The sequence below is a fragment of the Mycobacterium hackensackense genome, from assembly GCF_025822555.1.
GTDB classification, from domain to species: domain Bacteria; phylum Actinomycetota; class Actinomycetes; order Mycobacteriales; family Mycobacteriaceae; genus Mycobacterium; species Mycobacterium fluoranthenivorans.
Window position 1 is genome coordinate 292,922 of record NZ_JACKUC010000030.1, and the last position, 24,879, is coordinate 317,800.

The 24,879-nt window shown below is 68.7% G+C and carries 24 protein-coding genes, 1 pseudogene and 1 riboswitch; of the genes and pseudogenes, 7 read left to right on the plus strand and 18 right to left on the minus strand.

Going from position 1 to position 24,879, the window contains the following annotated elements:
• Positions 1-13 precede the first annotated feature (13 nt).
• From H7J86_RS10870 to thiO, 9 genes are all read right to left on the minus strand, one after another.
• Entirely contained in the window at positions 14-298 is a 285-nt protein-coding gene (locus H7J86_RS10870; protein WP_187098156.1) for a hypothetical protein, read from the minus strand.
• 8 nt (positions 299-306) lie between these two features.
• A complete protein-coding gene (locus H7J86_RS10875; protein ID WP_267290902.1) occupies positions 307-1,722 on the minus strand; it encodes a M28 family peptidase in 1,416 nt (471 codons plus the stop codon).
• Positions 1,719-3,215 (minus strand): M28 family metallopeptidase, encoded by a 1,497-nt coding sequence (locus H7J86_RS10880; protein ID WP_267290904.1) that lies wholly within the window; start codon positions 3,213-3,215, stop codon positions 1,719-1,721. Before H7J86_RS10880 ends, H7J86_RS10875 begins: the two co-directional genes overlap by 4 nt.
• A 24-nt stretch (positions 3,216-3,239) precedes the next feature.
• On the minus strand, positions 3,240-3,908 hold the full coding sequence (locus tag H7J86_RS10885) for an ABC transporter permease (RefSeq protein WP_267290906.1): 669 nt from the start codon (positions 3,906-3,908) through the stop codon (positions 3,240-3,242).
• Positions 3,905-4,801 carry an ABC transporter ATP-binding protein gene (locus tag H7J86_RS10890; protein WP_267290908.1) on the minus strand — a complete coding sequence of 299 codons (897 nt, stop codon included), beginning with the start codon at positions 4,799-4,801 and terminating at the stop codon, positions 3,905-3,907. Before H7J86_RS10890 ends, H7J86_RS10885 begins: the two co-directional genes overlap by 4 nt.
• Positions 4,798-5,556, minus strand: a complete 759-nt coding sequence (locus tag H7J86_RS10895; RefSeq protein WP_267290910.1) for an SGNH/GDSL hydrolase family protein — start codon at positions 5,554-5,556, stop codon at positions 4,798-4,800. The genes H7J86_RS10890 and H7J86_RS10895 overlap by 4 nt, the downstream gene beginning before the upstream one ends.
• Positions 5,553-6,344, minus strand: coding sequence for a thiazole synthase (locus H7J86_RS10900; protein ID WP_372517254.1), 792 nt, complete (start codon positions 6,342-6,344; stop codon positions 5,553-5,555). The genes H7J86_RS10895 and H7J86_RS10900 overlap by 4 nt, the downstream gene beginning before the upstream one ends.
• Positions 6,337-6,534, minus strand: a complete 198-nt coding sequence (gene thiS / locus H7J86_RS10905) for a sulfur carrier protein ThiS (RefSeq protein WP_090358842.1) — start codon at positions 6,532-6,534, stop codon at positions 6,337-6,339. Before thiS ends, H7J86_RS10900 begins: the two co-directional genes overlap by 8 nt.
• Complete coding sequence (gene thiO / locus H7J86_RS10910; RefSeq protein ID WP_267290912.1) at positions 6,531-7,523, minus strand: glycine oxidase ThiO; 993 nt, start codon at positions 7,521-7,523, stop codon at positions 6,531-6,533. The genes thiS and thiO overlap by 4 nt, the downstream gene beginning before the upstream one ends.
• Positions 7,513-7,624, minus strand: a riboswitch (TPP riboswitch). It overlaps the preceding gene by 11 nt.
• 31 nt (positions 7,625-7,655) lie before the next feature.
• Here thiO and thiE point away from each other — a divergent pair.
• Complete coding sequence (gene thiE / locus H7J86_RS10915; RefSeq protein ID WP_372517255.1) at positions 7,656-8,309, plus strand: thiamine phosphate synthase; 654 nt, start codon at positions 7,656-7,658, stop codon at positions 8,307-8,309.
• Here thiE and H7J86_RS10920 read toward each other — a convergent pair.
• A complete protein-coding gene (locus tag H7J86_RS10920) occupies positions 8,299-8,781 on the minus strand; it encodes an NUDIX hydrolase (RefSeq protein WP_090359014.1) in 483 nt (160 codons plus the stop codon). The two genes, thiE and H7J86_RS10920, sit on opposite strands and share 11 nt — an antisense overlap.
• A 104-nt stretch (positions 8,782-8,885) precedes the next feature.
• Here H7J86_RS10920 and glnX point away from each other — a divergent pair, with 104 nt between their 5' ends.
• From glnX to H7J86_RS10935, 3 genes are read left to right on the plus strand one after another with little or no spacing between them, the layout of a single operon-like run.
• Positions 8,886-10,202: a protein kinase G-activating protein GlnX gene (glnX, locus tag H7J86_RS10925; protein ID WP_187098145.1), complete on the plus strand. Its 1,317-nt coding sequence runs from the start codon at positions 8,886-8,888 to the stop codon at positions 10,200-10,202.
• Between the two features lie 32 nt (positions 10,203-10,234).
• Entirely contained in the window at positions 10,235-11,158 is a 924-nt protein-coding gene (locus H7J86_RS10930) for a glutamate ABC transporter substrate-binding protein (protein ID WP_504928626.1), read from the plus strand.
• Positions 11,158-13,449 carry a serine/threonine-protein kinase PknG gene (locus tag H7J86_RS10935; protein ID WP_187098144.1) on the plus strand — a complete coding sequence of 764 codons (2,292 nt, stop codon included), beginning with the start codon at positions 11,158-11,160 and terminating at the stop codon, positions 13,447-13,449. Before H7J86_RS10930 ends, H7J86_RS10935 begins: the two co-directional genes overlap by 1 nt.
• Here the strand turns inward: H7J86_RS10935 and gloA2 are convergent.
• The 7 genes and pseudogenes from gloA2 to H7J86_RS10970 all read right to left on the minus strand — a co-directional run bounded on the left by gloA2 (position 13,446) and on the right by H7J86_RS10970 (position 20,971).
• On the minus strand, positions 13,446-13,832 hold the full coding sequence (gene gloA2 / locus H7J86_RS10940) for an SMU1112c/YaeR family gloxylase I-like metalloprotein (protein ID WP_187098143.1): 387 nt from the start codon (positions 13,830-13,832) through the stop codon (positions 13,446-13,448). The two genes, H7J86_RS10935 and gloA2, sit on opposite strands and share 4 nt — an antisense overlap.
• A gap of 2 nt (positions 13,833-13,834) precedes the next feature.
• Positions 13,835-14,950: an acetate kinase gene (locus tag H7J86_RS10945; RefSeq protein ID WP_187098142.1), complete on the minus strand. Its 1,116-nt coding sequence runs from the start codon at positions 14,948-14,950 to the stop codon at positions 13,835-13,837.
• The gene (gene pta / locus H7J86_RS10950; RefSeq protein ID WP_267290916.1) at positions 14,947-17,025 is read right to left on the minus strand and encodes a phosphate acetyltransferase; all 2,079 of its coding nucleotides are present in this window, start codon (positions 17,023-17,025) and stop codon (positions 14,947-14,949) included. The genes H7J86_RS10945 and pta overlap by 4 nt, the downstream gene beginning before the upstream one ends.
• 39 nt (positions 17,026-17,064) lie before the next feature.
• Positions 17,065-17,676, minus strand: a pseudogene (locus tag H7J86_RS10955) (HNH endonuclease signature motif containing protein); the annotation flags it as partial.
• Between the two features lie 84 nt (positions 17,677-17,760).
• Positions 17,761-18,150: a YybH family protein gene (locus H7J86_RS10960; protein ID WP_267290918.1), complete on the minus strand. Its 390-nt coding sequence runs from the start codon at positions 18,148-18,150 to the stop codon at positions 17,761-17,763.
• Positions 18,147-19,391, minus strand: coding sequence for an aspartate aminotransferase family protein (locus H7J86_RS10965; protein ID WP_267290920.1), 1,245 nt, complete (start codon positions 19,389-19,391; stop codon positions 18,147-18,149). Before H7J86_RS10965 ends, H7J86_RS10960 begins: the two co-directional genes overlap by 4 nt.
• 20 nt (positions 19,392-19,411) lie before the next feature.
• On the minus strand, positions 19,412-20,971 hold the full coding sequence (locus H7J86_RS10970; protein ID WP_090358819.1) for an APC family permease: 1,560 nt from the start codon (positions 20,969-20,971) through the stop codon (positions 19,412-19,414).
• Positions 20,972-21,223: 252 nt separating this feature from the next.
• Between H7J86_RS10970 and H7J86_RS10975 the strand changes: the two genes are divergently transcribed.
• Genes H7J86_RS10975 through H7J86_RS10985 form a run of 3 tightly spaced genes read left to right on the plus strand, consistent with a single transcriptional unit; the run spans position 21,224 to position 23,812 of the window.
• Entirely contained in the window at positions 21,224-22,213 is a 990-nt protein-coding gene (locus H7J86_RS10975) for a phosphotransferase enzyme family protein (protein ID WP_187098138.1), read from the plus strand.
• A gap of 8 nt (positions 22,214-22,221) precedes the next feature.
• A complete protein-coding gene (gene fabG / locus H7J86_RS10980; protein ID WP_090358816.1) occupies positions 22,222-22,998 on the plus strand; it encodes a 3-oxoacyl-ACP reductase FabG in 777 nt (258 codons plus the stop codon).
• A 19-nt stretch (positions 22,999-23,017) separates the two neighbouring features.
• Complete coding sequence (locus H7J86_RS10985; RefSeq protein ID WP_267290922.1) at positions 23,018-23,812, plus strand: GntR family transcriptional regulator; 795 nt, start codon at positions 23,018-23,020, stop codon at positions 23,810-23,812.
• Between the two features lies 1 nt (position 23,813).
• Here H7J86_RS10985 and fgd read toward each other — a convergent pair whose 3' ends face one another.
• Positions 23,814-24,824, minus strand: coding sequence for a glucose-6-phosphate dehydrogenase (coenzyme-F420) (gene fgd / locus H7J86_RS10990; RefSeq protein WP_090358811.1), 1,011 nt, complete (start codon positions 24,822-24,824; stop codon positions 23,814-23,816).
• Positions 24,825-24,879: the final 55 nt, after the last annotated feature.

A 24,879-nucleotide genomic window follows, 5' to 3' on the forward strand; every position in this document is an offset into this window, starting at 1 on the left:
TGCCCGATGCAGGTCAGTCGCGGTGGGTTTCCTCTTCCCGTTCGACGTCCAGTTCGATATGCGCGCGGATGCGGCCGTTTTCGTCGGTCCAGCCCTTGGACCGGGCGAAGTCGATCATCGCGGCCAGCTTCTGCTGCCACTGTGCGTCGCCACCGCGGCCGGCGAGTTCGCTGAGGTCAGCGGGGTCCACCCAGGAATGCGCAGCGGTCACCACGACGACCTTGAACGCGGTGAAATCCTCGGGTTCGCAGACCTGGACATCCGGTGGGGTGGTACGGGTGTCGACACGCAGGTACACGGCACTCCTCAGGGCTTGCGGTGGCGGCTGTCCCGGGCCGGGACGCCGTTGGGTCCGTCGGTGGATGCGGCGTAGGCGCCGACGGCGAAGGCGATCGCCGGGCCGGCGAGGGAAAGCGCACGGTGGTCGACGTTGTCGATCCCGTCGCGGGGACCGCCGGTATTCGGGTCGAACGGCCGGCCGGCAGTCCCGCCCCAGAGCCGGGCCTGTACCGGCGTCTTCTTCTGCAGTCCGCCGGTGGTGACGCCGCCGGCGGGGATCCCGGCCGCCAGGAACGGGCTGTAGTCGCTCACGCGGTCGAGCGGCATGTCGGCGGGTCGGACGCCGGCCAGGTTGAGATATCCGGCCAGTGTGCGTTCCACCCCGGCCGAGCCCTCCGGGACCGAGGTGATCTCCGGGTTGGGTGGGCCGGACTGGTCGCCGTCGTAGGTGAAGAATCCGGCGTTCGGCGATCCCAGCATCTCGGCATCCAGGTAGACGGCGATGTCGTCGAGCTGGTCGGCCCCCAGACCGGCGAGGTATTTCGCCGCGGCGCCAAGGGTTTCCGACCCCCAGAACGCGAACCGCACCGTGTTCGCGATGGTCGGCGACGGCCCGAGCGCCGTCGCGGTGGCCAGCAGCGCGGCGACCCCGGTCCCGTTGTCGTTGATGCCGGGGCTGCCCGGTGCGCTGTCCAGTTGCGCCCCGGCCATCACGACGTTCCCGGTGGCGCCGGTCTTGGTCTGGGCCAGGACGCTGCGGGACCGCGCCAGACTGGCCTTACCGTTCAGGGTCAGCCGCACGGGGGCGTTGGTGCGGCGCAGCGCCGCGTCCACATCGCGGTCGATGATCGCGACGGGAACCTTGAGGTCTTGGTAATAGCCCCGCGGGAACAGGCCGGGTACGGCTTCGGTGGCCACCACCAGCAGGCCGGCGGCACCCGCCGCCACGGCCGCATTCTGCTTGTCGACCACCGAACACCCCAGGGCATCGACGATCACCAACGCGCCGGTCGCGCTGGGGGCGCCGCGGTAGTCCGCCGCCGTGCAGCCCGCCGGTTTGGCCGGGCGGACGCTGAGTGCGCTCAGCCCGCCGGGCGCCGTCGGCGCCAACGGCGAACCCTGGTCGACGGGATAGCGCTTACCGGCCACTTCCAGCGTCGGTGTGCCGGGGTCACCGGTCTTGAGCCACTCGAACTCCGGGGTTTGCACGTCGAAACCCTTGTCGCGCAATACCCCGGCAATGTAGTCCACCGCGGCGTCGAAACCGGGGGTGCCCGGTTCGCGGTTGCCGATATCGCTGAGCTTCTGCAGATGGGTGTACATCGCGTCGGCGGTCACCTTGCCCGCCAGGTACTGGGCCGAGATCTCCGGCGACGGCGGTGGCGGGGGTGAGCAGGCGCTCAGCGTGACGACGGCGCATGCCGTGACGATGAGGCGTCTCATGAGCCGGACAGGGTGTGCCGGGTGCGGTCGTCGCGGACCGGAACCCCGTTGCGTCCGCGTTGATCCTGGGCATACAGCGCCACTGCGTAGCCGACGCCCTTGCCCTGGATGTCCAGCGAGGTGCGGTCGATGTGGTCGAGGGTGTCGGTCGCCTTGTGATAGTTCGAGTCGAACGGCTCGTTGGCCTTACCGTCCCAGCGCTGGGCCTGCTCCTCGGTCATATCCACCTCGGCGCCGGAAAACAGTCCACCGGACGGGATCCCGGCCTTGGTGAACCCGTCGTAGTCGGAGCGACCGTCGAACGACGTGTCCTCCGCCGGCTTACCCGCGCCGTCCAGGTAGGCCACCAGGGTGCGTTCGATACCCGCGGAGCCTTCGGGCACCCTCGGCACGCCACCGTCCTTGTCCGGCGGCAGGGACTGGTCGCCGTCGTAGGTGAAGTAGCCCGGGTTCGGCGAGGCCAGCATGTCGAAATTCAGATACAGCGCAATGTCTTTGAGTTGATCGACGCCCAGTGTGGAGATGTAGTTGGTGGAACCGAGCGTACCCAGTTCCTCGGCGCCCCAGAACCCGAAGCGCACCGCATTGCGGACGTCCGGCGAACTACCCATCTGCAGCGCGGTTTCCAGCACGGCGGCGGTTCCGGAACCGTTGTCGTTGATACCGGGGCCCTCGGGCACGCTGTCCAGGTGCGCGCCCACCATCACCACATCGGCGGCGGATCCGGTCTTGGTCTGGGCGATCACGTTGCGGGTGCGTTCGACGTTCACGCCGGCTTTCATCGTCATGGTCACCGGTCCCGGGGCGGCGCGCAGCCGGGCGCCCTCGGCCTTGGTCACACTGACCACCGGGATCTTGACGTCGGTGCCCTCACCGAGGGTGGCGCCGAATTCGTCGCCGTCCACATTGTTGGCGACGATCAGCGCCAGCGCGCCGCGCTTGGCGGCGACGGACTGCTTGTCGCCGAACGGACACGAGCCGCGATTGACCAGCACCACCGAGCCCTGCACCGGGAGGCCGTCGTAATCCGACTCGGCGCAGCCCGGCGTGTCGTCGGCGCGCGCCACGACCAGCGGGCCGCTCACCCCGCCGTCCGGTGTGCCGATGGTGTAGTTGAGGGGCTTGGCGGTCACCCGCGCCCCCGCAACCGTCAGCACCGGGTCCTCGGCGAACGGCAGGCGCACCTCGAACTCCGGCGTTTGCACATCGAAGCCTTTGCCCCGCAGCGCATTTGCCACATAGTCCACACTGGCCTGGTATCCCGGCGTGCCCATCGCCCGGGTGCCGTTGTTGGCGTCGGCGATCTCTTGCAGCTTCGTCAGGTGGGCCATCATCGCGTCGGTGGTGATCCGGTCCCGGATGGTGGCGGCGTACCCGGTGTCCGGCGCGGGCGTGGGCGCCGCGGCGGTGGGCTGCGGCGCAGGCGCGTGGCCGCAACCGGCCAGGACCGCCACGGAAACGAAGACGGTTGCCGCGTGTGATCTGAGCCGCATAGGACCCACGGTAGCCGACGCCCCTCAGGCATCCCGGCGGGTCACCACCACGGCCGCCACCGCGAAGACCGCGGCCGCCACCGCGCCGAAGTACAGCGCCGAGCCCGCCGGGCCCCACCACATGGTGAAAGTCTGCAGCCACGTGACGCCGGTGAAGGCATTCGCATTGGTGAAGGGCAGCAACGGGCCGACCCGCGCCCCCAACTCCGGGCTCACCCCGACCAGCGGTTCCACCACGAACGGCAGGAGCAGCAGCACGGCGACGGCGGCGGCACTGTGCCGCACCAGAGCGCCCAGCCCGACGGCCAGCACCGCCCCCAGTGCGGCGTAGAGCGTCACCGCACCCACCGTCCGCCACACCGGCACCCCGCCGGCCAGCACCATGGACCCCACGGTGGCCAGGCCACTGACCACGACGGAGAATGACACGGCGACAACCGCTTTCGCCGCGAGCACGCGGATCCGGCTGGGGGTGGCCAAGAAGGTGGTCCGGATCATCGCCGTGCGGTACTCGCCGGTGATCGTCAGTGCGGACAGGATCATCAGCACCGGGACGCCGAATGCGGCGGCCCCGAGCTCGGGCCGGTCCGGGATCGCCGTGGCCAGCCCCAGACTGAGCACCAGCACCGCCACCGCCGTCCAGGCCGGGGACCGGGTGCTGGTCAGTTTGAGGTATTCGGACCTGATGGTCATGCGCCGGCCCGGTATTCGGTGGCACCGTCGGTGCGGCTCAGGTACGCCTCTTCCAGCGAGGCCCGCACCGCGGTCAGCTCGTGCAGGGTGAGGCCGTGCCGGGCCGCCAGTTCGCCGATCCGCTCCAGCGTGGCACCGCCGACCCGCAGTGCGCCGCCGTCCCGGGTGACCGAGATGCCTTCGGCCGTCAGCACCGTGGCCAGCCGGTCGGCCTGCGGGCTGCGGACCAGTGCGTCGGCCGCGGAGGCCAGGAACTCGTCCATCGAGGTCGCGGCGATCAACCGGCCGCGGCCGATCACCACCAGCCGGTCGGCGGTGTTGGCCATCTCGGCGAGCAGATGGCTGGAGACGAATACGGTGCGCCCCTCGTCGGCCAGCGCACGCATGAAGGTGCGCACCCAGCGGATGCCCTCGGGGTCCAGTCCGTTGACCGGTTCGTCGAAGAGCAGCACCTGCGGGTCGCCCAGCAGCGCCGCCGCAATACCGAGACGCTGGCTCATGCCCAGGGAGAACGCCCCGGCCCGTTTCCCGGCCACCTCGGTGAGCCCCACCTGGTCCAGCACCTCGCCCACCCGGGAGGCGGGGATCCGGTTGCTGGCCGCGATCCAGCGCAGGTGCGCGCGGGCCGACCGGTTCGGGTGCACCTGTCGCGCATCCAGCAGCGCGCCGACGGTGCGCAGCGGGTGGGTGAGCTCGTGATAACGCTTGCCGAGCACCGTCGCCGTCCCCGCGGTCGGCCGGTCCAGACCGAGGATCATTCGCATGGTGGTCGACTTCCCGGCACCGTTGGGGCCGAGAAAGCCTGTGACCACGCCGGATTCGACGGTGCAGGTGAGATCGTCGACAGCGGTGGTGCCACCGAAGCGTTTGGTGAGGCCGGTGAGTTCGATCATTGCGCGGCTACCACCAGGTCGGCGACCGCGCGCATACCCGCGGCGTTGGGGTGCAGCGGTGCCGGACCGCGGCCGGGCAGCGGCAGCACGATCCAGCTGGGTTTCGTGGTCCAGGGATCCCGCGACCACGGATGATGATCACGGCTGGCCGCCCCGGCGCGCACCACCTCGCATCCGGTTTCGGCCGCCGCGGCGGCGGTGGCACGTTCCAGTCCGTCCGCGAGGCGGTGCCCGAGCGCGAACAGCTCCGCGGGCAGCGGTGGCGACGCGGTGTCGGCCGGCGGCAGCAGGGTGAGGTAGTCGACGAACAACACCCGCGCCCGGGGCGCTCGCGCCCGGATCGCGGTGCCCACCCGGACCAGCGAGTCGTGCACCGCCACGAGCGCGGCGTCCCTGGCTTCGGGGTCGAACAGGTCGCCCACCGGCGTCATCCGGCGCAGCAGCCCCGGCAGCGCCGCCACGCTCAACAGCGGCACATAGCCGACGTCATTGCCGCCGATGGTCACCGTCACCACCGCCTCGGACCCGTCCAGGGCCTCGATCTGCGGCGGCGCCCCGTGCTGACGTTCGCTCAAGATATGCGCGGTGGTGGCCCCGGAGAAGGTGACGTCCACCAGCTCCAGCCCGAGCCGCGCGGCGGTCAGGTGCGCGTAGTTGCGCGCCGAGCGCATCGCCAGGACGGGCGATCCGGCGGCGCGCGGTCCGATACCGGGTCCGGCGGCCATCGAGCTGCCCAGCGCGACATAGCGTTTCACGGGGCGGCGGGACTCGACGCTTGTGCCCAGAACCGTTTCGGGATCCGGCCGGCCCCTCGCGCCAGATATCCGGCGGTGACGGCCGCGGCCATCGCGGCGGCCATCACCGGCGGATCGGCGGCACGGGTGACGGCGCTGGCCAACAGCACGGCGTCACAACCGAGTTCCATGGCCAGCGCGGCATCGCTGGCGGTGCCGATACCGGCGTCCAGGATGACCGGCACCCCGGCCCGGTCCACGATCATCTCGATGTGATGCGGGTTCGCGATACCCAGTCCGGTCCCGATCGGGGAGCCCAGCGGCATGACGGCCGCGCAGCCGGTGTCCTCCAGTCGCTTGGCCAGCACCGGGTCGTCATTGGTGTAGGGCAGCACCACGAATCCGTCGTCCACCAATTGCTCTGCGGCCCTGACCAACTCGATGGCATCGGGCAGCAGGGTGCGCTCGTCGGCGATGACCTCGAGTTTCACCCACTCGGTACCGAGCGCCTCCCGGGCCAGCCGCGCGGTCAGTACCGCCTCGGCCGCGCCGCGACACCCCGCGGTGTTCGGTAACGGCGTGATGCCGAGCCGGCCGAGCAGATCCAGCACCCCGGTGCCGGTCTCGGCGTCGACGCGGCGCATGGCCACCGTGGTCAACTCGGTGCCCGACGCGATCAGCGCCTCCTCCAGCACCGCGAGGTTGGCCGCACCGCCGGTGCCCATGATGAGCCGTGAGCCGAACTCCCGGCCGGCGATGGTGAGTTTTGTCGATGAGCCGCTTGCGCGAAGAGCATCACGGTCAGCCACCCTGCACCGCCGTCACCACTTCCACCCTGGCACCGTCGGCGAGCACGGTGTGCCACTCCGATCGCGGCAGCACCTCCCAGTCGACGGCCACCGCGATGCCCTTCTCCGGAAAACCCAAGTCGCGCACCAGGTCTTCGACCGTGATCGCATCCCGCACCTCGGCCTCCTCGCCATTGACCAGCAGTATCATCGCGCTCCTAACTCGCCCGCGATCCGCTCCGCGGTCCACGGCGCCAACAGGAATCCATTACGCCCGTGCCCGGTGGCCACCAGCGTGCGTTCGTCGAGCCTGCCCACGATCGGCAATCCGTCGGGTGTCATCGGCCGCAGCCCCGCGGCACACTCGGCCAGCTCGTACTCCCCCAGCGCAGGCATCACGGCGCACGCATCGTCGAGCAGGTCGCGCACCCCGGTGACCACCGGGGCGGTGTCGCGGCCGTGTTCGTACTGGGTGGCGCCGATCACCACCCCGTCGGCCCGAGGCACCAGATAGACCTGCCTGCCGTGCACCCGCGCCCGGACGACCCGCTGCGGCACCGGCATACAGCCCTTGCGCCAGCGCAGCCGCAGCACCTCGCCCTTGACCGGACGCACCTGCAGGCCCGGCCACAGCGCCGGGGCGTCGATCCCGTTGGCGATCACCCGCTGCCCCGGCACCTCGGCCAGGTCGGTGACCGGCGGCGCCCACTGCACGCCGGCGGACTCGCAGGCCGACGCCAGGGCGTCGACCAGGGCGCGGTTGTCCACCGCGAGTTCCGTCTCGGCGACGAAACCGTGCCGGATGCCCGGGGCCAGCAGGGGCTCGATATCCCGGGCCACGGTCGTCGGGCTGACCGGCTGTCCCTGCGCCGAGAGCCAGTCGGCGACGGTGTGCAGATCGGCGACGTCGGCCCGGTCGACCGCCACCACCAGCGATTCGCGTGCGGTGACGACATCGGCGGGCAGTCCCTGCAGGAACCCGGTGTGCCACAGTTTGAGCGATTCCAATCCCAGCGCCAGCTGGGCGTCCTCCCCCGGCCAGCCCTCGCTGTGGGGGGCGAGCATGCCGCCGGCCACCCAGGAGGCCCCGCGCTCCCCGGTGTGGTGCAGGCGCACCGACCAGCCGTCCTGCGCGGCGCGGCGGGCGATCGACAGCCCGATGACGCCGCCACCGATCACGGCGAGTGCACGTTCAGACATTCCCTCTCCCTTCGCCGGCATGACCCGGATCAGGTGTAACGGTCAGGGCTGGTCATTGGCCCACTCTCAGCCCCGGTCCCGGGACTCCCGTGTCGGCTGTCCAGGGTACTCGGCCCCGCCCGAGATCCCGGCGTGGTTAACCTCGGGCCTGTGGATCCACGTACGCGTCTCGCCGACTCCCGCCTGTATCTGTGTACCGACGCCAGGCTGGCCCGCGGTGATCTCGCCGAGTTCGCCGACGCCGCACTCGCCGGCGGGGTGGACATCATCCAACTACGCGACAAAAGCATCGAGGCCCGCCAGGAGCTCGCCGCCCTGGAAATCCTGGCCGACGCCGCCCGGCGGCACGGCGCCCTGCTCGCGGTGAACGACCGCGCCGATGTGGCGCGGGCCGCGGGTTCGGATGTGCTGCACCTCGGGCAGGACGATCTGCCACTGGACGTGGCGCGAGCGATCATCGGGGAACGCCCCGTCATCGGCCGCTCCACCCATGACGAACACCAGGTCGCCGCCGCGCTGGCCGAGGCCGTCGACTATTTCTGCACCGGGCCGTGCTGGCCCACCCCGACCAAACCGGGCCGTCCCGCGCCGGGTCTGGACCTGGTCCGGCACACCGCGGCGCTGGCACCGGAGCGGCCGTGGTTCGCCATCGGGGGTATCGACGCCGAGCGGCTGCCCGAGGTCCTCGAGGCGGGGGCACGCCGCATCGTGGTGGTGCGCGCGATCACCGAGGCCGACGACCCGGAGGCCGCCGCGCGTCACCTCAAAGACGCGCTCACGGCCTGAGCAGCGGGATGGTCGCGGTGACGCTGCGCAGCCGGTCCCAGCTGGCCGCGAACCCGGGGTGCAGCGGCAGGTCGGTGACCTCGTGCTCGGCGACCCAGCGCAGTTCAGAACTCTCGCGGTTGGGCGTGGTGGTCAGCATCTCGGTGGCATCGGCGATGACGGTGGTGTACGACCAGCCCGGTACCTCATGCGTGACCACCGAGATCCGGACCGTCAAATGGACCGCTTCCAATCCGGCTTCTTCGAAGGCTTCGCGGAACGCCGCCTCCTCGACCGATTCGTGGCTGTCCCTGGCTCCGCCGGGCAGACCCCAGGTTCCGCCCTGGTGGCTCCACGGGGCGCGGTGCTGCAGCAGCACCGCGGCGCCACCGCCGGGACCCGGCGCACGCAGCAGCAACCCGGCCGCACCATGGCGGCCCCAGAAATGCCCACCGCCGTCGGACATCACCCAACCGTCACCGTCGCCACGCACGCGTTCAGGATAAGGCTCCGCGAATTCCCACACGTCCCACCAATCTCTCTTAGACTTTCATTAATCGCCCACCAAACCACTCTGTGAGGGAGGTTCGCGCACCCGTGACCGTGGAGTTGGCGCATCCGTCGACCGAACCGCTGGCCTCACGGTCGCCGGCCACCCCTGCACATCCGCGGTGGGCGTTCCTGTGGACCACCCCGGGCCGCATCCTCACCATCGGTGTGGTTCTGTCCGCGCTCGTCATCGCCTGCGCGTTTGCCACGTCACGCACCGTCGGTGACCGTCAGCAGGCCCTGACCACGGTGCTCAACCACACCGAACCGCTGTCCTTCGCCGCCGGACAGCTCTACACCACGCTCTCGGTCGCCGACGCCGCCGCGGCCACGGCGTTCATCGCCGGCGCGGAACCCACCGATGTCCGGCAGCGCTACGAACAGGCCATCACCGATGCCTCGGTCGCCGTCACCCGGGCCTCCAGCGGGCTGACCGACGAGCCGATGATCCAGCTGCTCGGCCGGGTCAACGGGCAATTGGCCATCTACACCGGGCTGGTGGAGACGGCCCGCACCAACAACCGGGCCGGCAATCCGGTCGGTTCGGCCTATCTGTCCGAGGCGTCGGCCCTGATGCAGACCCAGATCCTGCCCGACGCCCAGCGGCTCTACGAGGCCACCTCGGCCCGCGTGGACGCCGAGACCGCCGCCTCGGCGCGCATCCCGGCCTCGGTCATCATCGTGGTGACCGCCACCATCCTGTTCGGGTTGTTCGCCAACCGCTGGCTGGCCCGGCGGACCCGACGGCGGGTGAACATCGGTTTCGTCGCGGGCGGACTGGCGGTGCTGATTATGGTGGTCTGGGTGGGTACCGCACTGGTCATCTCGACCACCGACAGCCGCAGTGCGAAAAACACTGCGGCGCAATCGCTGAAGACGGTCACCACGATGGCGATCACGGCGCAGCAGGCCCGCGCAGACGAGACCCTGGCCCTGGTGCGCCGCGGCGATGTGGACGTGCGCAAGCAGTCCTACTACCAACGCATCGACGCCATGCAGCAGCAGCTGTCGATCTATCTGAGCGGCGATGACGTCAACAAGGGCGACCTCGTCGATGCCGAGCAGCTGCTGCGCAAGTGGCGGGCCGCCGACGACCGGATCAACGCCTATATCGCCGTCGGCGACTACCAGGCCGCCACGCAGGTGGCCCTGGGCACCGGCGAGGACGACTCCACCCCCGCGTTCGGCAAGCTCGACGAGGCACTCACCAAGGGCATCGCGGACAGCCGCAACCAGCTGCGCACCGATATCCTCAACGCCCGCCGGGTGCTGTCGGGGGCGACGGTCGGCGCGGCGGCACTGAGCGTGATCGCGGCGATCGCCGTCACCCTGGGCCTGTGGCCCCGGCTGAGCGAGTATCGCTGATGAACAAGATCTGGTGTGTGCTGGCCGCGACGATGGTCGTCGCGGGCTGCTCCCAGAGCGCACCCGCGGCACCGATCCCGGAGGTGACGCTGGCTGCCCCGACCCCGGCCGGGATGCAGCAGCTGGCTCCGGATCCGTCGCCGGCTCCCGCGCGCACCGAGCACTGCGACCGCACCGCCAGCCTGCGCCCGTTCCCGGACCGCCGGCAGGCCGAAGAGGCGGTGGAGAAGATCCGCAACCGCGGCCGGCTCATCGTCGGGTTGGACATCGGCAGCAATCTGTTCTCCTTCCGCGACCCCATCACGGGAACCATCACCGGCTTCGACGTCGATATCGCGGGCGAGGTGGCCCGCGATATCTTCGGCACCCCGTCGCAGGTGGAATACCGCATCCTGTCGTCGGCCGACCGGCTCACCGCACTGCAGAACGACCAGGTCGACATCGTGGTCAAGACCATGAGCATGACCTGCGCGCGCAAGGAGTTGGTGGCGTTCTCCACCGAGTACCTCTCGGCCAACCAGCGCATCCTGGCCCCGCGCGATTCACAGATCCGGCAGGCCGCGGATCTGGCCGGCAAGCGGGTGTGCGCGGCGACCGGCACCACGTCGCTGGAACGGGTGAAACAGATCGATCCGCCGCCGGTCATCGTCGAGACGGTGACCTGGGCGGACTGTCTGGTCGCTCTGCAACAGCGCCAGGTCGACGCGGTCAGCACCGATGACACCATCCTGGCCGGTCTGGTCAGCCAGGATCCCTACCTGCACATCGTCGGCCCGAGCATGGCCGAGGAGCCCTACGGGATCGGGATCGGCAAGGAGAATCCCGGCCTGGTCCGCTTCGTCAACGGCACCCTGGAACGCATCCGCCGGGACGGGACCTGGAACACGTTGTACCGCAAGTGGTTGACCGTGCTGGGTCCGACACCCGCGCCTCCGGTGGCGAGGTACGTGGACTGATGGCCGACCCCGACGCAGGCACCGAACCTGAGGACCCCGGCACGCGGCCGGCCAGCCTGGCCGACCTGGAGGAGTTCGAGGACTTCGACAGCGACTCCGTGGCGACCGTGCGGCCGATGGCCACCCAGGCCGTGTACCGCCCGGACTTCGGGGATTCGGAGCGGTTCGCCCGGTCCTCTGGTGGGACCGCCACCACCGAACCGACCGAACACCTGACGACGGCGACCCGGCCGCGTTCCCCGACCCGCCGCCTGGGCGGTGGACTGGTCGAGATCCCGCGGGTGACCGAACGCAACCCGCTGGCCGCGCTGATGACCAATCCGGTGGTGGCCGAGTCGAAACGGTTCTGCTGGAACTGCGGCAAACGGGTGGGACGTGCCTCCGCCAAGGACGGCACGCCGGCCCGTTCGGAGGGCACCTGCCCCTACTGCGGCAGCGCGTATTCGTTTCTGCCGCAACTCAGTCCCGGTGACATGGTGGTGGACCAGTACCTGATCAAGGGCTGCATCGCACACGGCGGGCTGGGCTGGGTGTACCTGGCGTTCGACACCAACGTGAACTACCGCCCGGTGGTGCTCAAGGGCCTGGTGCATTCCGGCGACGCCGAGGCGCAGGCCACCGCGATGGCCGAACGCCAGTTCCTGGCCGAGGTGACCCACCCGGCCATCGTCAAGATCTTCAACTTCGTCGAACACGCCGACAAGCACGGTGATCCCGTGGGCTACATCGTCATGGAGTACGTCGGCGGTACCTCGCTCAAGCAGGGCAAGGGAACCAGACTGCCTGTCGCGCAGGCGATCGCCTACATGCTGGAGATCCTGCCGGCGCTGGGCTACCTGCACTCGCTCGGGCTGGTGTACAACGATCTCAAGCCCGAGAACATCATGGTCACCGAGGAGCAGCTCAAGCTGATCGACCTCGGCGCGGTATCCCGGATCAACTCGTTCGGATTCCTTTACGGCACACCGGGTTACCAGGCACCGGAGATCGTGCGGACCGGCCCGACGGTGCAGACCGACATCTACACCGTGGGCCGTACGCTGGCCGCGCTGACCCTGAACCTGCGTACCCGCAAGGGCCGCTACGTCGAGGGGCTGCCCGACGACGATCCGGTGCTGACCACCTACGATTCGTTCGGCCGGCTGCTGCGCCGGGCCATCGACCCGGACCCGCGGCGCCGCTTCACCAGCGCCGAGGAGATGTCCGGCCAGTTGCTCGGTGTGTTGCGCGAAGTGGTCGCCCAGGACACCCGGGTGCCCCGGCCCGGCCTGTCCACGGTGTTCAGCCCGCCGCGATCCACCTTCGGGGTGGACCTGCTGGTCGCACACACCGACGTCTACCGGGATGGTCAGGTGCACTCGGCGAAGCTGACCGCCCCCGAGATCGTCAAAGCCCTGCAGGTGCCCTTGGTCGATCCGGCCGATGTCGGCGCGCCGATCCTGTCCGCCACGGTGCTCAGTCAGCCTGTGCAGACCCTGGATTCGCTGCGTGCTGCCCGGCACGGCACCCTGGATTCCGAGGGTATCGACCTGTCCGAGTCGGTGGAACTGCCACTGATGGAAGTGCGCGCGCTGCTCGATCTCGGCGACGTCTCCAAGGCCACCCGCAAGCTCGACGATCTGGCCGAGCGGATCGGCTGGCGCTGGCGGCTGGTCTGGTTCCGCGGTGTGGCGGCGCTGCTGACCGCCGACTTCGAAACGGCCACCAAGTATTTCACCGAGGTGCTCGACACCCTGCCCGGCGAGCTGGCGCCGAAGGTGGCGCTTGCCGCCACGGCCGAACTGGCCGGTACCGCCGATGAGCGGCGCTTCTACGAGACGGTGTGGCGCACCGACAACGGCATCATCTCCGCCGGTTTCGGCCTGGCCCGCGCCCAATCGGCGGACGGGGATCGCGACGACGCCGTGCGCACCCTGGATCTGGTGCCTGCCACCTCGCGGCATTTCACCACCGCGCGACTGACCAGTGCGGTGACGCTGCTGTCCGGCCGGTCGATCAACGAGGTGTCCGAGCGGCAGATCCGCGATGCCGCACGGCGGGTGGAAGCACTACCCGAGAGCGAACCACGGGTGCTCCAGATCCGCGCGCTGGTGTTGGGCACCGCCATGGACTGGCTGGCCGACAATACGGCCAGCACCAACCACATTCTGGGTTTCCCGTTCACCCAGCACGGGTTGCAACTGGGCGTGGAGGCGTCGTTGCGCAGCCTGGCCCGGGTGGCCCCGACCCAGGCGCACCGGTACGCACTGGTCGACCTGGCCAACAGCGTGCGACCGATGAGCACGTTCTAGACTTCGTAGAGTTCCAGCGGAAGATCGTCGGGGTCCTTGAAGAAGGTGTAGCGGCGATCGGTGTGCTCGTCGACGCGGATCGGTTCCACCGCAACGCCTTTGGCTTCCAGATCACGCACCGTGGCGTCGAGGTCGTCGACGGCGAAGGCCAGGTGCCGCAGTCCCTGCGCTTCGGGCCCGTTCGGGCGCCGCGGCGGATCGGGGAAGGAGAACAGCTCGATCTGGGTGCCGTCGGGCAGCGCCAGATCCAGCTTGTACGAGCCGCGTTCGGCGCGATACACCTCCCTGATCACCTCCAGCCCCAGGACATCGGTATAGAAGCGTTTGGACACCGCGTAATTCGAGCAGATCACCGCGACGTGGTGAATGCGCTGCAGGCGCACGGCTACCCCTCCAGCAGAGCCGCGCACGCGCGGGCGATGGCCAGTTCCTCGTTGGTCGGGATGACCAGCACCGTCGTGGGCGATTTGTCGGCCGAGATGCGCCGGGCCACCCGCTCCGGCGCGCTGTTGAGCGTCTCGTCGAGTTCGATTCCCAGCGAGGACAATCCGGTCAGCGCGTCCCGACGCACCAGTGCGTCGTTCTCCCCCACCCCGGCGGTGAAGGTGATGACATCCGCACGGCCCAGCAGCGCCAGGTACGCGCCGATGTACTTGCGCAGCCGGTGGATGTACACCTCGTAGGCCAGGCGCGCGTCGTCGTCGCCGGCATCGATGCGTTTGTGCAGTTCCCGGAAGTCGGTCTCGCCGCCGAGCCCGTACACCCCGGAGCGGCGATTGAGCATGCTCTCGATGTCCTCGACCGTCATCCCGGCGGCGCGCCAGAGGTACATGATGATGCCGGGGTCCAGGTCACCCGACCGGGTGCCCATCACCAGGCCCTCCATCGGGGTCAGGCCCATCGAGGTGTCGATCGCCCGGCCGCCGGCGATCGCCGAGGCCGAGGCGCCGTTACCCAGGTGCAGCACAATCTGATTCAGCGAGTCCAGCGGCGCGTCCAGGAACAGGGCGGCCTGTTCGCTGACATACCGGTGCGACGTGCCGTGGAAACCGTACCGCCGGATGTGCCACCGCTCGGCCACCTCGCGGTCGATGGCATACTCCGCCGCGGCCGCGGGCAGATCGTGGAAGAACGCGGTGTCGAACACCGCGATATGGGGCAGTCCGGGCAGCAGCTTGCGGGCCTCGCGGATACCCAGCACCGCCGGCGGGTTGTGCAACGGGGCCAGCGGCGCCAGCTCGTCGATCTTGGCCAGCAATTCGTCGTCGATGACGGCGGGCTGATAGAAGCGGCGCCCGCCATGCACCACCCGGTGCCCGACCGCCACCAGGTCGTCGGTGCGCACCCCCGCCGCGGTCAGGGCGTCGAACACCTCCCGCAGGGCGGCGCTGTAGTCGGTGACGCGTTCCACGATGCCGCTGCACAGCGAGCGGCCGGAATCAGCCTCCAGCACCTGGTATTTCACCGAGGAGGACCCGGAGTTGAGCACCAGCACGCTCATTTGCCCTGCGCCTGGATCGCCGTGATCGCCACGGTATTGACGATATCCTCCACCAGCGCACCTCGGGACAGGTCGTTGACGGGTTTGTTGAGCCCCTGCAGCACCGGGCCGATCGCGATGGCCCCCGCGCTGCGCTGCACCGCCTTGTAGGTGTTGTTGCCGGTGTTGAGGTCCGGGAAGATCAGCACCGTGGCCTGGCCGGCCACCGGGGAGTCCGGCATCTTCGTGACCGCCACCGACGGTTCCACCGCGGCGTCGTACTGGATGGGGCCCTCCACCAGTAGATCCGGTTCCCGCTCCCTCACCAGTTCGGTTGCGGCCCTGACCTTGTCGACATCGGCACCGGTACCCGAGGTACCCGTCGAATACGACAGCATGGCGACCCGCGGGGCGATGCCGAACTGCGCGGCGGTCCGTGCCGAGGAGATCGCGATATCGGCGAGCTGTTCGGAGGTCGGGTCGGGCACGATGGCGCAGTCGCCGTAGGCGAGCACGCGGTCCTCCAGACACATCAGGAAGATGCTCGACACCGTCGAGACCCCGGGCTGGGTCTTGATGATCTCGAAGGCCGGGCGCACCGTGTGCGCGGTGGTGTGCGCCGCACCCGAGACCATGCCGTCGACCATGTCGTTGTGCACCAGCATGGTGCCGAAGTACGACACGTCATGGATGATCTCACGGGCCTGCTCGACGGTGACCCCCTTTTTGCTGCGCAGTTCGGCATATTGGCGGGCGAACTGGTCGCACAGCTCGCTGGTGCGCGGGTTGATCAGCTGGGCACCGTCGAGGTCGACGCCCAACTCGGCGGCCCGGGCCCGCACCGCGGATTCGTCGCCGAGGATGGTGAGGTCGGCCACCCGGTGCGCCAGCAACCGGCCGGCGGCCTTCAGGATCCGGTCGTCGTCGCCCTCGGGCAGCACGATGCGTTTGCGGTGGCTGCGCGCCCGGTCCTGCAGCTGGTAGGTGAACATCTGCGGGGTGATCACCTCGGGGATCGGAATGGCCAGCTGAGCAAGGAGATCCGCGGTGTCCACATGGGACTCCATCAGCGCCAGGGCCGTGTCGATCTTGCGAATCGAGGTGGCCGTCACCCGCCCGCGAACCTTGGCCACCGCCCGCGCCGTGTCGTAGGTGCCCGCCTCGGTGGCGATGACCGGCAGCCGGAGGTTGAGCCCGTCGACCAGTTTGGCCACCGCCGGGTGCAGTTCCAGTCCGCCGTTGAGGATCAGGCAGGCCAGGGACGGGAAGTTCTCGGCGGCATGCGCACTCATCACCGCCATCACCACATCGGAGCGGTCACCGGGGGTGATGACGGCCATACCGTCGCTCAGACGTTCCAGCACATGCTCGGCCGTCATACCGGCGACCAGCACGCTGAGCGCCTCGCGGCTCAGCAGCGCCTCGTCACCGTCGGTCAGGGTGCCTTGCACGGCATCACGCAGTTCCGCGACCGACGGTGCGACCAGCAGCGGCTCCTCGGGCAGCGCATAGCTTTTCGGGCCGTTCGGGGTGAGCGCGGCGGCCAAGGTGTCGATCAGGACGGTCAGCTGCGCCGGGTCGCATCGGTTGGCCACCACCGCCGCGGTGTGTGCGTGTTGGGCTGTCAGCTCCGCCAGACACAGCTCGACGACCTGCGTCACCTCGTCCGGGGTGCGGTCCGAGGCCCGCACCGACAGCACCACCGAGGCGCCCAGGTTGACCGCGATCCGCGCGTTGACCGCCAGCTCACTGGGGCTGGCCACATCGGTGTAGTCACTGCCGACGATCACGACGGCATCGCACTGGGCGGCCACCTCGTGGTAGCGCTCGACGATCTCGGTGATGGCGCCGTCGAGGTCTTCGTGCAGGCGCTGGTAGCTGACCCCGACGCAGTCCTGGTAGCTCAGCCCGGCCGTGGTGTGGGCCAGCAGCAGTTCCAGGATGTAATCGCGCCGCTCGCCCTCGGAGCGGGCGATCGGCCGGAACACGCCCACTTTGGCGACGTTGGCCGCCAGCCGCGCCAGGATGCCGAGTGCAATGGTGGACTTCCCGGTGTCACCCTCGGGTGAGGCGATGTAAATCGCGGACGCAGCCATGGGTAGAGCCAACCAAATGACTGAACGTGAGCCAACTCATCATGGGTCTTCCCCGGGTCCGAGGAGGTCTTCGGGGTGGTGAAGGGGGTTGACCCGAGGCGGGCCGGCATCCAACTGCGGTGGCGGAATCCATTCGACCCGGCCGCCCTTGCCGATGCGGGTCTGCCAGCCACCCTCTTTGACCAGCCGATTGTGCGGCCCGCAGGCCAATCCCAAGTTCGGGATGTCGGTTTTTCCACCTGCTCGGTAGTCGGTTTCGGCGTGATGGCTCTGGCACAGGTACGCCGGGACGCGGCAGCCGGGATACGTGCACCCGCGATCGCGGGCGCGGAGCACCATCCGCTGCCCTGGTGAGGCTGTCCGCTTGGTCCGGCCCAGATACAGCGGCACCGCCGTATGCCCGTCGAAGACGCTCAGATAGTGCCGGGCGTGGCCGGCCATCCGGATCAGATCGCACATCGGCAGCTTCGAGCCGCCGCCGGTGCGCGCGACCCCCGCGGCGTCCTCCAGTTCGGTCAAGGTGGTGGTCACGACGACGGTGACGGGCAGCCCGTTGTGCTCACCCAACTCGCCTGAGGTCAGGGCCGTGCGAGCGATCGTCATCAACGCGTCGTGCTGGCGCTGCCCCAGGCTGCGGGTGTCGGCGGCGACCGCCTCGGCTCCTCCCCCGTAGCAACCCCGGAGAAAAGCCTACCCTTGCCAAAACTGGGAAATTGCAGGGAAATTCCTGTGTTGTCAGTCCTGGCTGGGAACCGGCGACAAATGCTCGTGCACCGCCAGCAGCCGATCACCGTCGCGGGTGAACACGATCGTCTCGCGTTCATCAGACGTCGTTTCGACGCCGCCGTCGGACGTGGTGGTCCGCACCGTGTGGGTGAACACCGCGACGTCGCCGAACAGCTGGACCAGCCGGTGGCTGCTGGTGCACGACACCACGCGCCACCCGGCGTCCAGCCAGTTCGCCCACACCGCCTCATACGCGGCGCGGCTGTCCAGACGGCTGTCCTCCGGGTGGAACACGAACGTCGCATCGGGACTGAAACAGGCGAAGTATGCGGCAGTGTCTGTCGCGGCGAATGCCGCAACCAGTTCGTCGGCGGCGGCCAGGACATCCTCTTGGTTCACAGCTGCGCCAGCACCGCCTCGAACTCCGTGCAGAACCGATCGACGTCGGCCAGGGAGAACACCATCGGCGGCCTGATCTTGAGCACGTCGCCGTGCGCCCCGCACACCGAGATGAGCACCCGGCGCTCCCGCATCGCGTTCACCAGCCGCCGCGCGGTGTCACGGCCGTCCACCTCGACCCCGACGTACAAACCGGCACCACGCACCTCACGGATCTCCTCACGGGTACCGGCCAACCGGGCCAGCTCCTCGCGCAGTGCGGTGCCCACCTCCAGGGCATTGGCGACCAGCTTCTCGTCCTCGATCACGTCGAGCACCGCCGACGCCGCCGCCATCGACACCGGATTCCCGCCGAACGTGTTGAAATACGGTATCCCGCGCGCGAATTCGTCCAGTACCTGCGAACGTGCCGCCATCGCCGCCACCGGCATCCCATTGGCCATCGGCTTACCCATGGTGACCAGGTCGGGCACCACACCGTGGCGCTCGAACCCCCACATGGCCTCGCCGGTACGCCCGAACCCGGGCTGCACCTCATCGGCGATGAACACCCCGCCGGCGGCCCGCACCGCGGCCACCGCCGGTTCGAGCACCGACGGGTCCGGGTAGATACCGTCCGAGGAGAAGATGGTGTCGACGATCAGTGTGCTGACCCCGAGACCGGACTCCTGCAGGTCGGCGATGGCGGCCTGCACCCCGGCCAGGTCGGGGGCAACCGTGCGGACATGTGCGCCGACGGCTGCCGCACCGCCGATGGACGGTGAAATCGCCGTCACCGCAGCAGTATTCCCGTGATAGGCATCGCTGGTGATGATGACGCCGGTGGCCCCCGTGTAGGTCTGGGCCACCCGCAGCGCCAGATCGTTGACCTCAGATCCGGTGCAGGCGTACATCACCTGGTCGACCTCGTCCGGCATGCTCGCGAGCAGGCGGCGTGAGTAGTCGACGATCCCCTCGTGCAGATACCGGGTGTGGGTGTTGATCATGCCCAGCTGCCGCGTCACCGCGTCGACGACGTGCGGGTGACAGTGCCCGACGCTGGCGACGTTGTTGTAGGCATCCAGGTAGTCGCGCCCCTCGGCGTCGTACAACAGGGTGCCCTGCCCGCGGACCAGATGTACCGGCCGTTCGTAGAACAGCCGGTACGCCGGGCCCAGCATCCGGCCCCGAGCAGCTATCAGGGGGTCGTCCTGTTGACCGCCCTGATAGCTGTTGGAGTCCATGATGTTGGAAAATGCCATGATTCTTGTCAGCGTCGTCGTCAGCGCTCGTGAGCTTCTTCCAACACGGTACGACCCAGTTCGGCGTACCGTGCGGGTTCCTTGTACTTCAGGAAGGCGGCCCACAGCAGTCCGCCGATCCCGACCACGCCGACGATCCACGGGATGGCCGCGAACACCCAGTCCGAGGCCGCGGTTCCCGCCGCAAAGGATGCGTTGACGGCCAGCAGGTAGATCACATAGACCATGCCGAGCCCGCCCAGCAGCGGAGCCAGGAAGGTACTGAACCAGTTGGCGGTCTCCGGATGACGTTTCTGCACATGGAAATACGAGATCACCGAGAAGGCGGCCAGCGCCTGCACGATCATGATCGCCGTCGTACCCAGCAGAGCCATCAAGCCGTACAGACCGGTGTAGGGATCGCGACCGGTCACCTCGAAGAACAGCACCACCAGGGTGGCGAAGCCGGTCTGGACGAAGCCGGCGACGTGCGGAGAGCCGTGCACCGGGTGCGTGGCACCGACGGTCTTGCGCATCCCGGGGATGACATCCTCGCGGCCCAGGGCGTACAGGTAGCGGGCCGCACAGTTGTGGAACGCCATACCGCAGGCGAACGATCCGGTCATCAGCAGGATCTTGAACAGGTCCACGGCCCACTGGCCCAGGTGCTCGTGCACCGGGTTGAAGAAGATGTTGCCCGCGGTGGCCGGATCCTGCGCCAGCGCAACGGCATTGTCCGGCCCGGTGCCGACGATCGCCAGCCACGACACCAGCACGTAGAACACCCCGATGCCGATGACGGAGCTCACCACGGCGATCGGGATGATCTTCTTCGGGTTGCGCGACTCCTCGCCGTACATGGCGCTGGACTCGAAACCGACCCAGGACCAGAACGCGAAGAACAGGCCGACACCCGCGGACCCGGCAACCGCCAGGGTCGAACCGTCCGGACCGGCGACGACACCCGACAGGCTGTGAAAACCGTTGAGCGGGTTGAGTGAACCCCAGGACCAGCCCTGCGGGCCGCCACCGGTGAACAGCACCGAGAACGCCATCAGCGCGAGCATCACGATCTCGGTGACGAGGAAGACGCCGAGCACCTTGGCGGCCAGGTTGATGTCGAAGTACGTCAGCAGGGCATTGACGGCCAGCATCACCAACGCGAACACGATCCACGGCACGTGCACGTTGAACAGCGAGGAGAACAGGTCGTTGCCGAAGAAGGAGAAGATGCCGATCAACGACGCCTCGAACACCATGTACGCCAGCGCGGTCAAGAAGCCCGCGCCCAACCCGACGATGCGTCCCAGGCCGTGTGAGATGTACCCGTAGAAGGCACCCGTGGCGGTGATGTGCTTGCTCATCTTGGCGTAGCCGATGGCGAACAGGGTCAGCACGATGGTGGCGACGAAATAGCCGGCCGGCGCGTACGCGCCGTTACCGAAGCCGACCGAGATCGGCACGTTGCCGACCATGGCGGTGATCGGTGCAGCGGTGGCGACCGCCATGAACAGCACACCGACCAGCCCGACCGCGTTCGGTTTGAGGCGCTGGATGGTGTCGGCGCCCGCGGGCGCCGGTGGATCGATGATCTCGCTCATTGAATCCCAATCTGAGGGCATTTCTGGTGACCATTATTTGGTCTGGTATCCGAATGTCACCGGCGTCGATGCCGGTGACGAACTGCAACGTCGGCCATTGTTACCTCGTCGAGATTGCTTGGTCAACTGGGAAACTCAGTCGTCACACGCATTGTTTCCGGCACGTTTCGAGCCTGGCAGCTTTTGCAACAGCGAGGTAAATCTCGGCTATTTGGTCTGCTTTGGGTCGATACTTGGCCCACACTGGTCGCCATGCCGGGATTGCCTGCCGACCATGAGCGCTTCGCCCGGGCGGCACTCCCCGCCTATCGGCGCGACCTCGATACCCCGTTGCGCCTGCTGAGTCTGTCCGAGAACGCCACCTACCTGGTGTGCGACGACGACCCGATCGTGCTGCGGGTCCACCGGCCCGGATATCACTCACTGGAGGCCATCCGCTCGGAGCTGGCCTGGATGGGCGCCCTGCGCACCGAAACCGCGGTCAAGACACCCGAATTGGTGCACTCCTACGCCGGTGACGAGGTGGTGACCGCCATCGTGGGCGACCGTCACCTCTATGTCGACGCCGTCACCGTGATCCCGGGTTGCACCGCCGAGGAGGTTCCGGACTCCGTCGGGTTCGCGACCCTGGGCGAGTTGACGGCGATCATGCACGAACACGTGCAGAGCTGGCCCGTGCCGGCGGGCTTCACCCGGTTCCGCTGGGATCTCGACGATATCCTCGGCCCCGGCGCGCGGTGGGGCGACTGGCGGGAGGCATCGGCCCTTGCCGACACCGACCGGGCATCCATCACGCGTGCGGTCCATCGCGTCACCGAGGAACTCTCCGAATTCGGTACCGGTGCGGACAGATTCGGGCTGATCCATGCCGATCTGCGGCTGTCGAACCTGATGGTCGACCCGGCGGCACCGTCGGACGGGATCACCGTGATCGACTTCGACGATTCCGGGTGGGGCTGGCACCTGGCAGATCTGGGCGCGGTGGTGTCATGGATCGAGGACACCCCCGAAGCCGAGCGCATCGTGGCCGAGTGGCTGCGCGGGTACACCAAGGTGCGCACGCTGCCCGAGGCGCATCTGGCGCTCATCCCGACATTCGTCATGCTGCGGCGCATCCAGCTCACCGCGTGGATCGCCTCGCATGCCGACGCCGACGCGGCCATTGCGATCGGTCCCGGCTACGCCGTCGGGACCGCCCGACTGGCCGAGCGCTATCTCGACGATCACACCTGGTTACGTTAAGGAGACACATGTTCGACCTGCAGTCCCGCTCGGTACTGGTGACCGGCGGCAGCAAGGGAATCGGCCGCGGGATCGCCGGCGTCTTCGCCCGCGCAGGGGCCGACGTGGCCGTCGCGGCACGCTCGGCGGCCGGCCTCGACGAGACCGTCGCCGCCCTCGACGAGCTGGGCCCCGGGAAGGTCGTCGGGGTTCGCGTCGATGTCAGCGACCGGCAGTCGTGTACCGAGATGGCCGCGACGGTCATCGATGCCTTCGGCGGCCTGGACGTGTTGTGCGCCAACGCCGGGATCTTCCCCGATGCGCCCTTGGCCACCATGACCCCGGAGCAGCTCAACGAGATCATGGGGATCAACGTCAATGGCACCTTCTTCGCGGTGCAGGCCTGCCTGGACGCGCTGATCGCCTCCGGGAGCGGCCGCATCATCCTGACCTCGTCGATCACCGGACCCATCACGGGCTACCCGGGCTGGTCGCACTACGGGGCCACCAAAGCGGCGCAGTTGGGGTTCATGCGCACCGCGGCGATCGAACTGGCGCCGCACAAGATCACCGTCAACGCGATCCTGCCCGGCAACATCATGAGTGAGGGCATGGTGGAAAACGGCGAGGAGTACATCGCCAGCATGGCGCGGTCCATTCCGGCCGGCGCCCTGGGCACCCCGGAGGACATCGGCCACCTGGCCGCATTCCTGGCCACCGCCGAGGCGGCCTACATCACCGGTCAGTCCATCGCCGTCGACGGCGGTCAGGTGCTTCCCGAATCCCTGGACGCGATCGTCAACTGATCGTGGAAGAGGCCTGACCATGGAAGAGACGGCGGGAGGCGCGGTCGCCGAGGACGTGCGCCGGCGCATTCTGTCGATGCTGTCCAGCGGGGCATTGCGGCCGGGTTCACGACTGGGCACCGAGCGGGAGATGGCCGAGAGGTTCGCGGTGTCGCGTGCGACGCTGCGCAGCGCGCTGCTGCCCCTGAGCCAGGCCGGCGTGCTGGAACGGCGCACCGGTCGCGCCGGCGGCACCTTCATCCGCGCGGATATGGTGCAGCGCGGCGCTGCCGAACAGGCCGGGTTGCCCGCGCTCCTGCAGAGCGGCGGCCACACCAGCGCCACCAAGGTGCTGGCCACCGACCGCAGGCCGGCCACCGTCGCCGAATCCGCGGCGCTGGAGATCGCCGAGGATGCCGAGGTCTTCGTCATCCGGCGACTGCGCTACGCCAACGGGGTACCGCTGTCGGTGGACATGTCCTGTTTCGTCACCGAACAGGTCGGTGATCTCCTGGAGCAGCCCCTGGGTGGTTCCCTCTACGAGCTGCTGCGGGTGCGCTACGGCCTGGTGCCGGCCACGACCAACGAGACCATCGAGGTGGTCAGCGCCAGTCCGCGCGAGGCGCAGTGGCTGGACATCGCGCATCGCAAACCGCTGCTGGCCATCACCCGGGTGGCCCGCGACGCGGCCGGCAAGCCGTTCGAGTACGCCTACGACCTGTTCCGCGCGGACCGGGTGCGGCTCACCGCCACCGTGTCCGCCGTCGCCCACACACACCCGGCCCGGGAACGCCGGGCCGACGACGGCATGGTGGAGCGCATCGTGAGCGCCTGAACTACCCCAGCTTGCGCAGCCGGGGCTCCAGGTCCCGCTTGAACAGTTCGAGGAAGCGGCGCTGGTCGTGACCGGGCGCGTGGAACACCAGGTGGTTCAGGCCCCACTTGACGTAGTCGGCCACCTTCTCGACGGCCTCGTCGGGATCCGAGGCGACGATCCAGCGTTTGGCCACCTGCTCGATGGGCAGTGCGTCGGCGGCCTTCTCCATCTCGATCGGATCGTCGATGGAGTGCTTCTGCTCTGCGGTCAGCGACAGCGGCGCCCAGAACCGGGTGTTCTCCAGCGCCAGCTCCGGGTCGGTGTCATAGGAGATCTTGATCTCGATCATCCGGTCGATATCGTCGGGGTTCTTCCCGGCGGCCTCGGCACCTTCGCGCATGGCCGGGATGAGCTTGTCCTTGTAGAGCTCCTCACCCTTGCCCGAGGTGCAGATGAAACCGTCGCCCGCGCGGCCCGCGTACTTGGCCACCTGCGGCCCGCCCGCGGCGATGTAGATGGGGATACCACCCTCGGGCACGTCGTAGATCGAGGCGCCCTTGGTCTTGTAGAACTCGCCGTCGAAGTCGACGCGGTCGCCCAGCCACAGTTCGCGCATCAGGCGGACCGACTCGCGCAGCCGCGCGTAGCGCTCCTTGAACTCCGGCCACTCGCCCTCGTAGCCGGTGGCGATCTCGTTGAGCGCCTCCCCGGTACCGACACCGAGGAAGATCCGGTCCGGATACAGGCAGCCCATGGTGGCGAATGCCTGCGCGATGACCGCCGGGTTGTACCGGAAGGTCGGGGTCAGCACCGAGGTGCCCAGGACCAACCGTTCGGTGCGCTCGCCGACCGCCGTCATCCATGCCAGGGAGAACGGGGCGTGTCCACCCTCGTGCCGCCACGGCTGGAAGTGGTCGCTGACGGTGGCGCTGTCCATGCCGTGTGCCTCGGCCGCCACGGCCAACTCCACGAGTTCGCGCGGAGCGAACTGTTCCGCTGATGCCTTGTACCCCAATTTGAGTTCAGCCACGTGTCTTTTCTACTCCCTGCCCTGCACTTCTATTCCCAAGCCCCGGCCAGGGGCC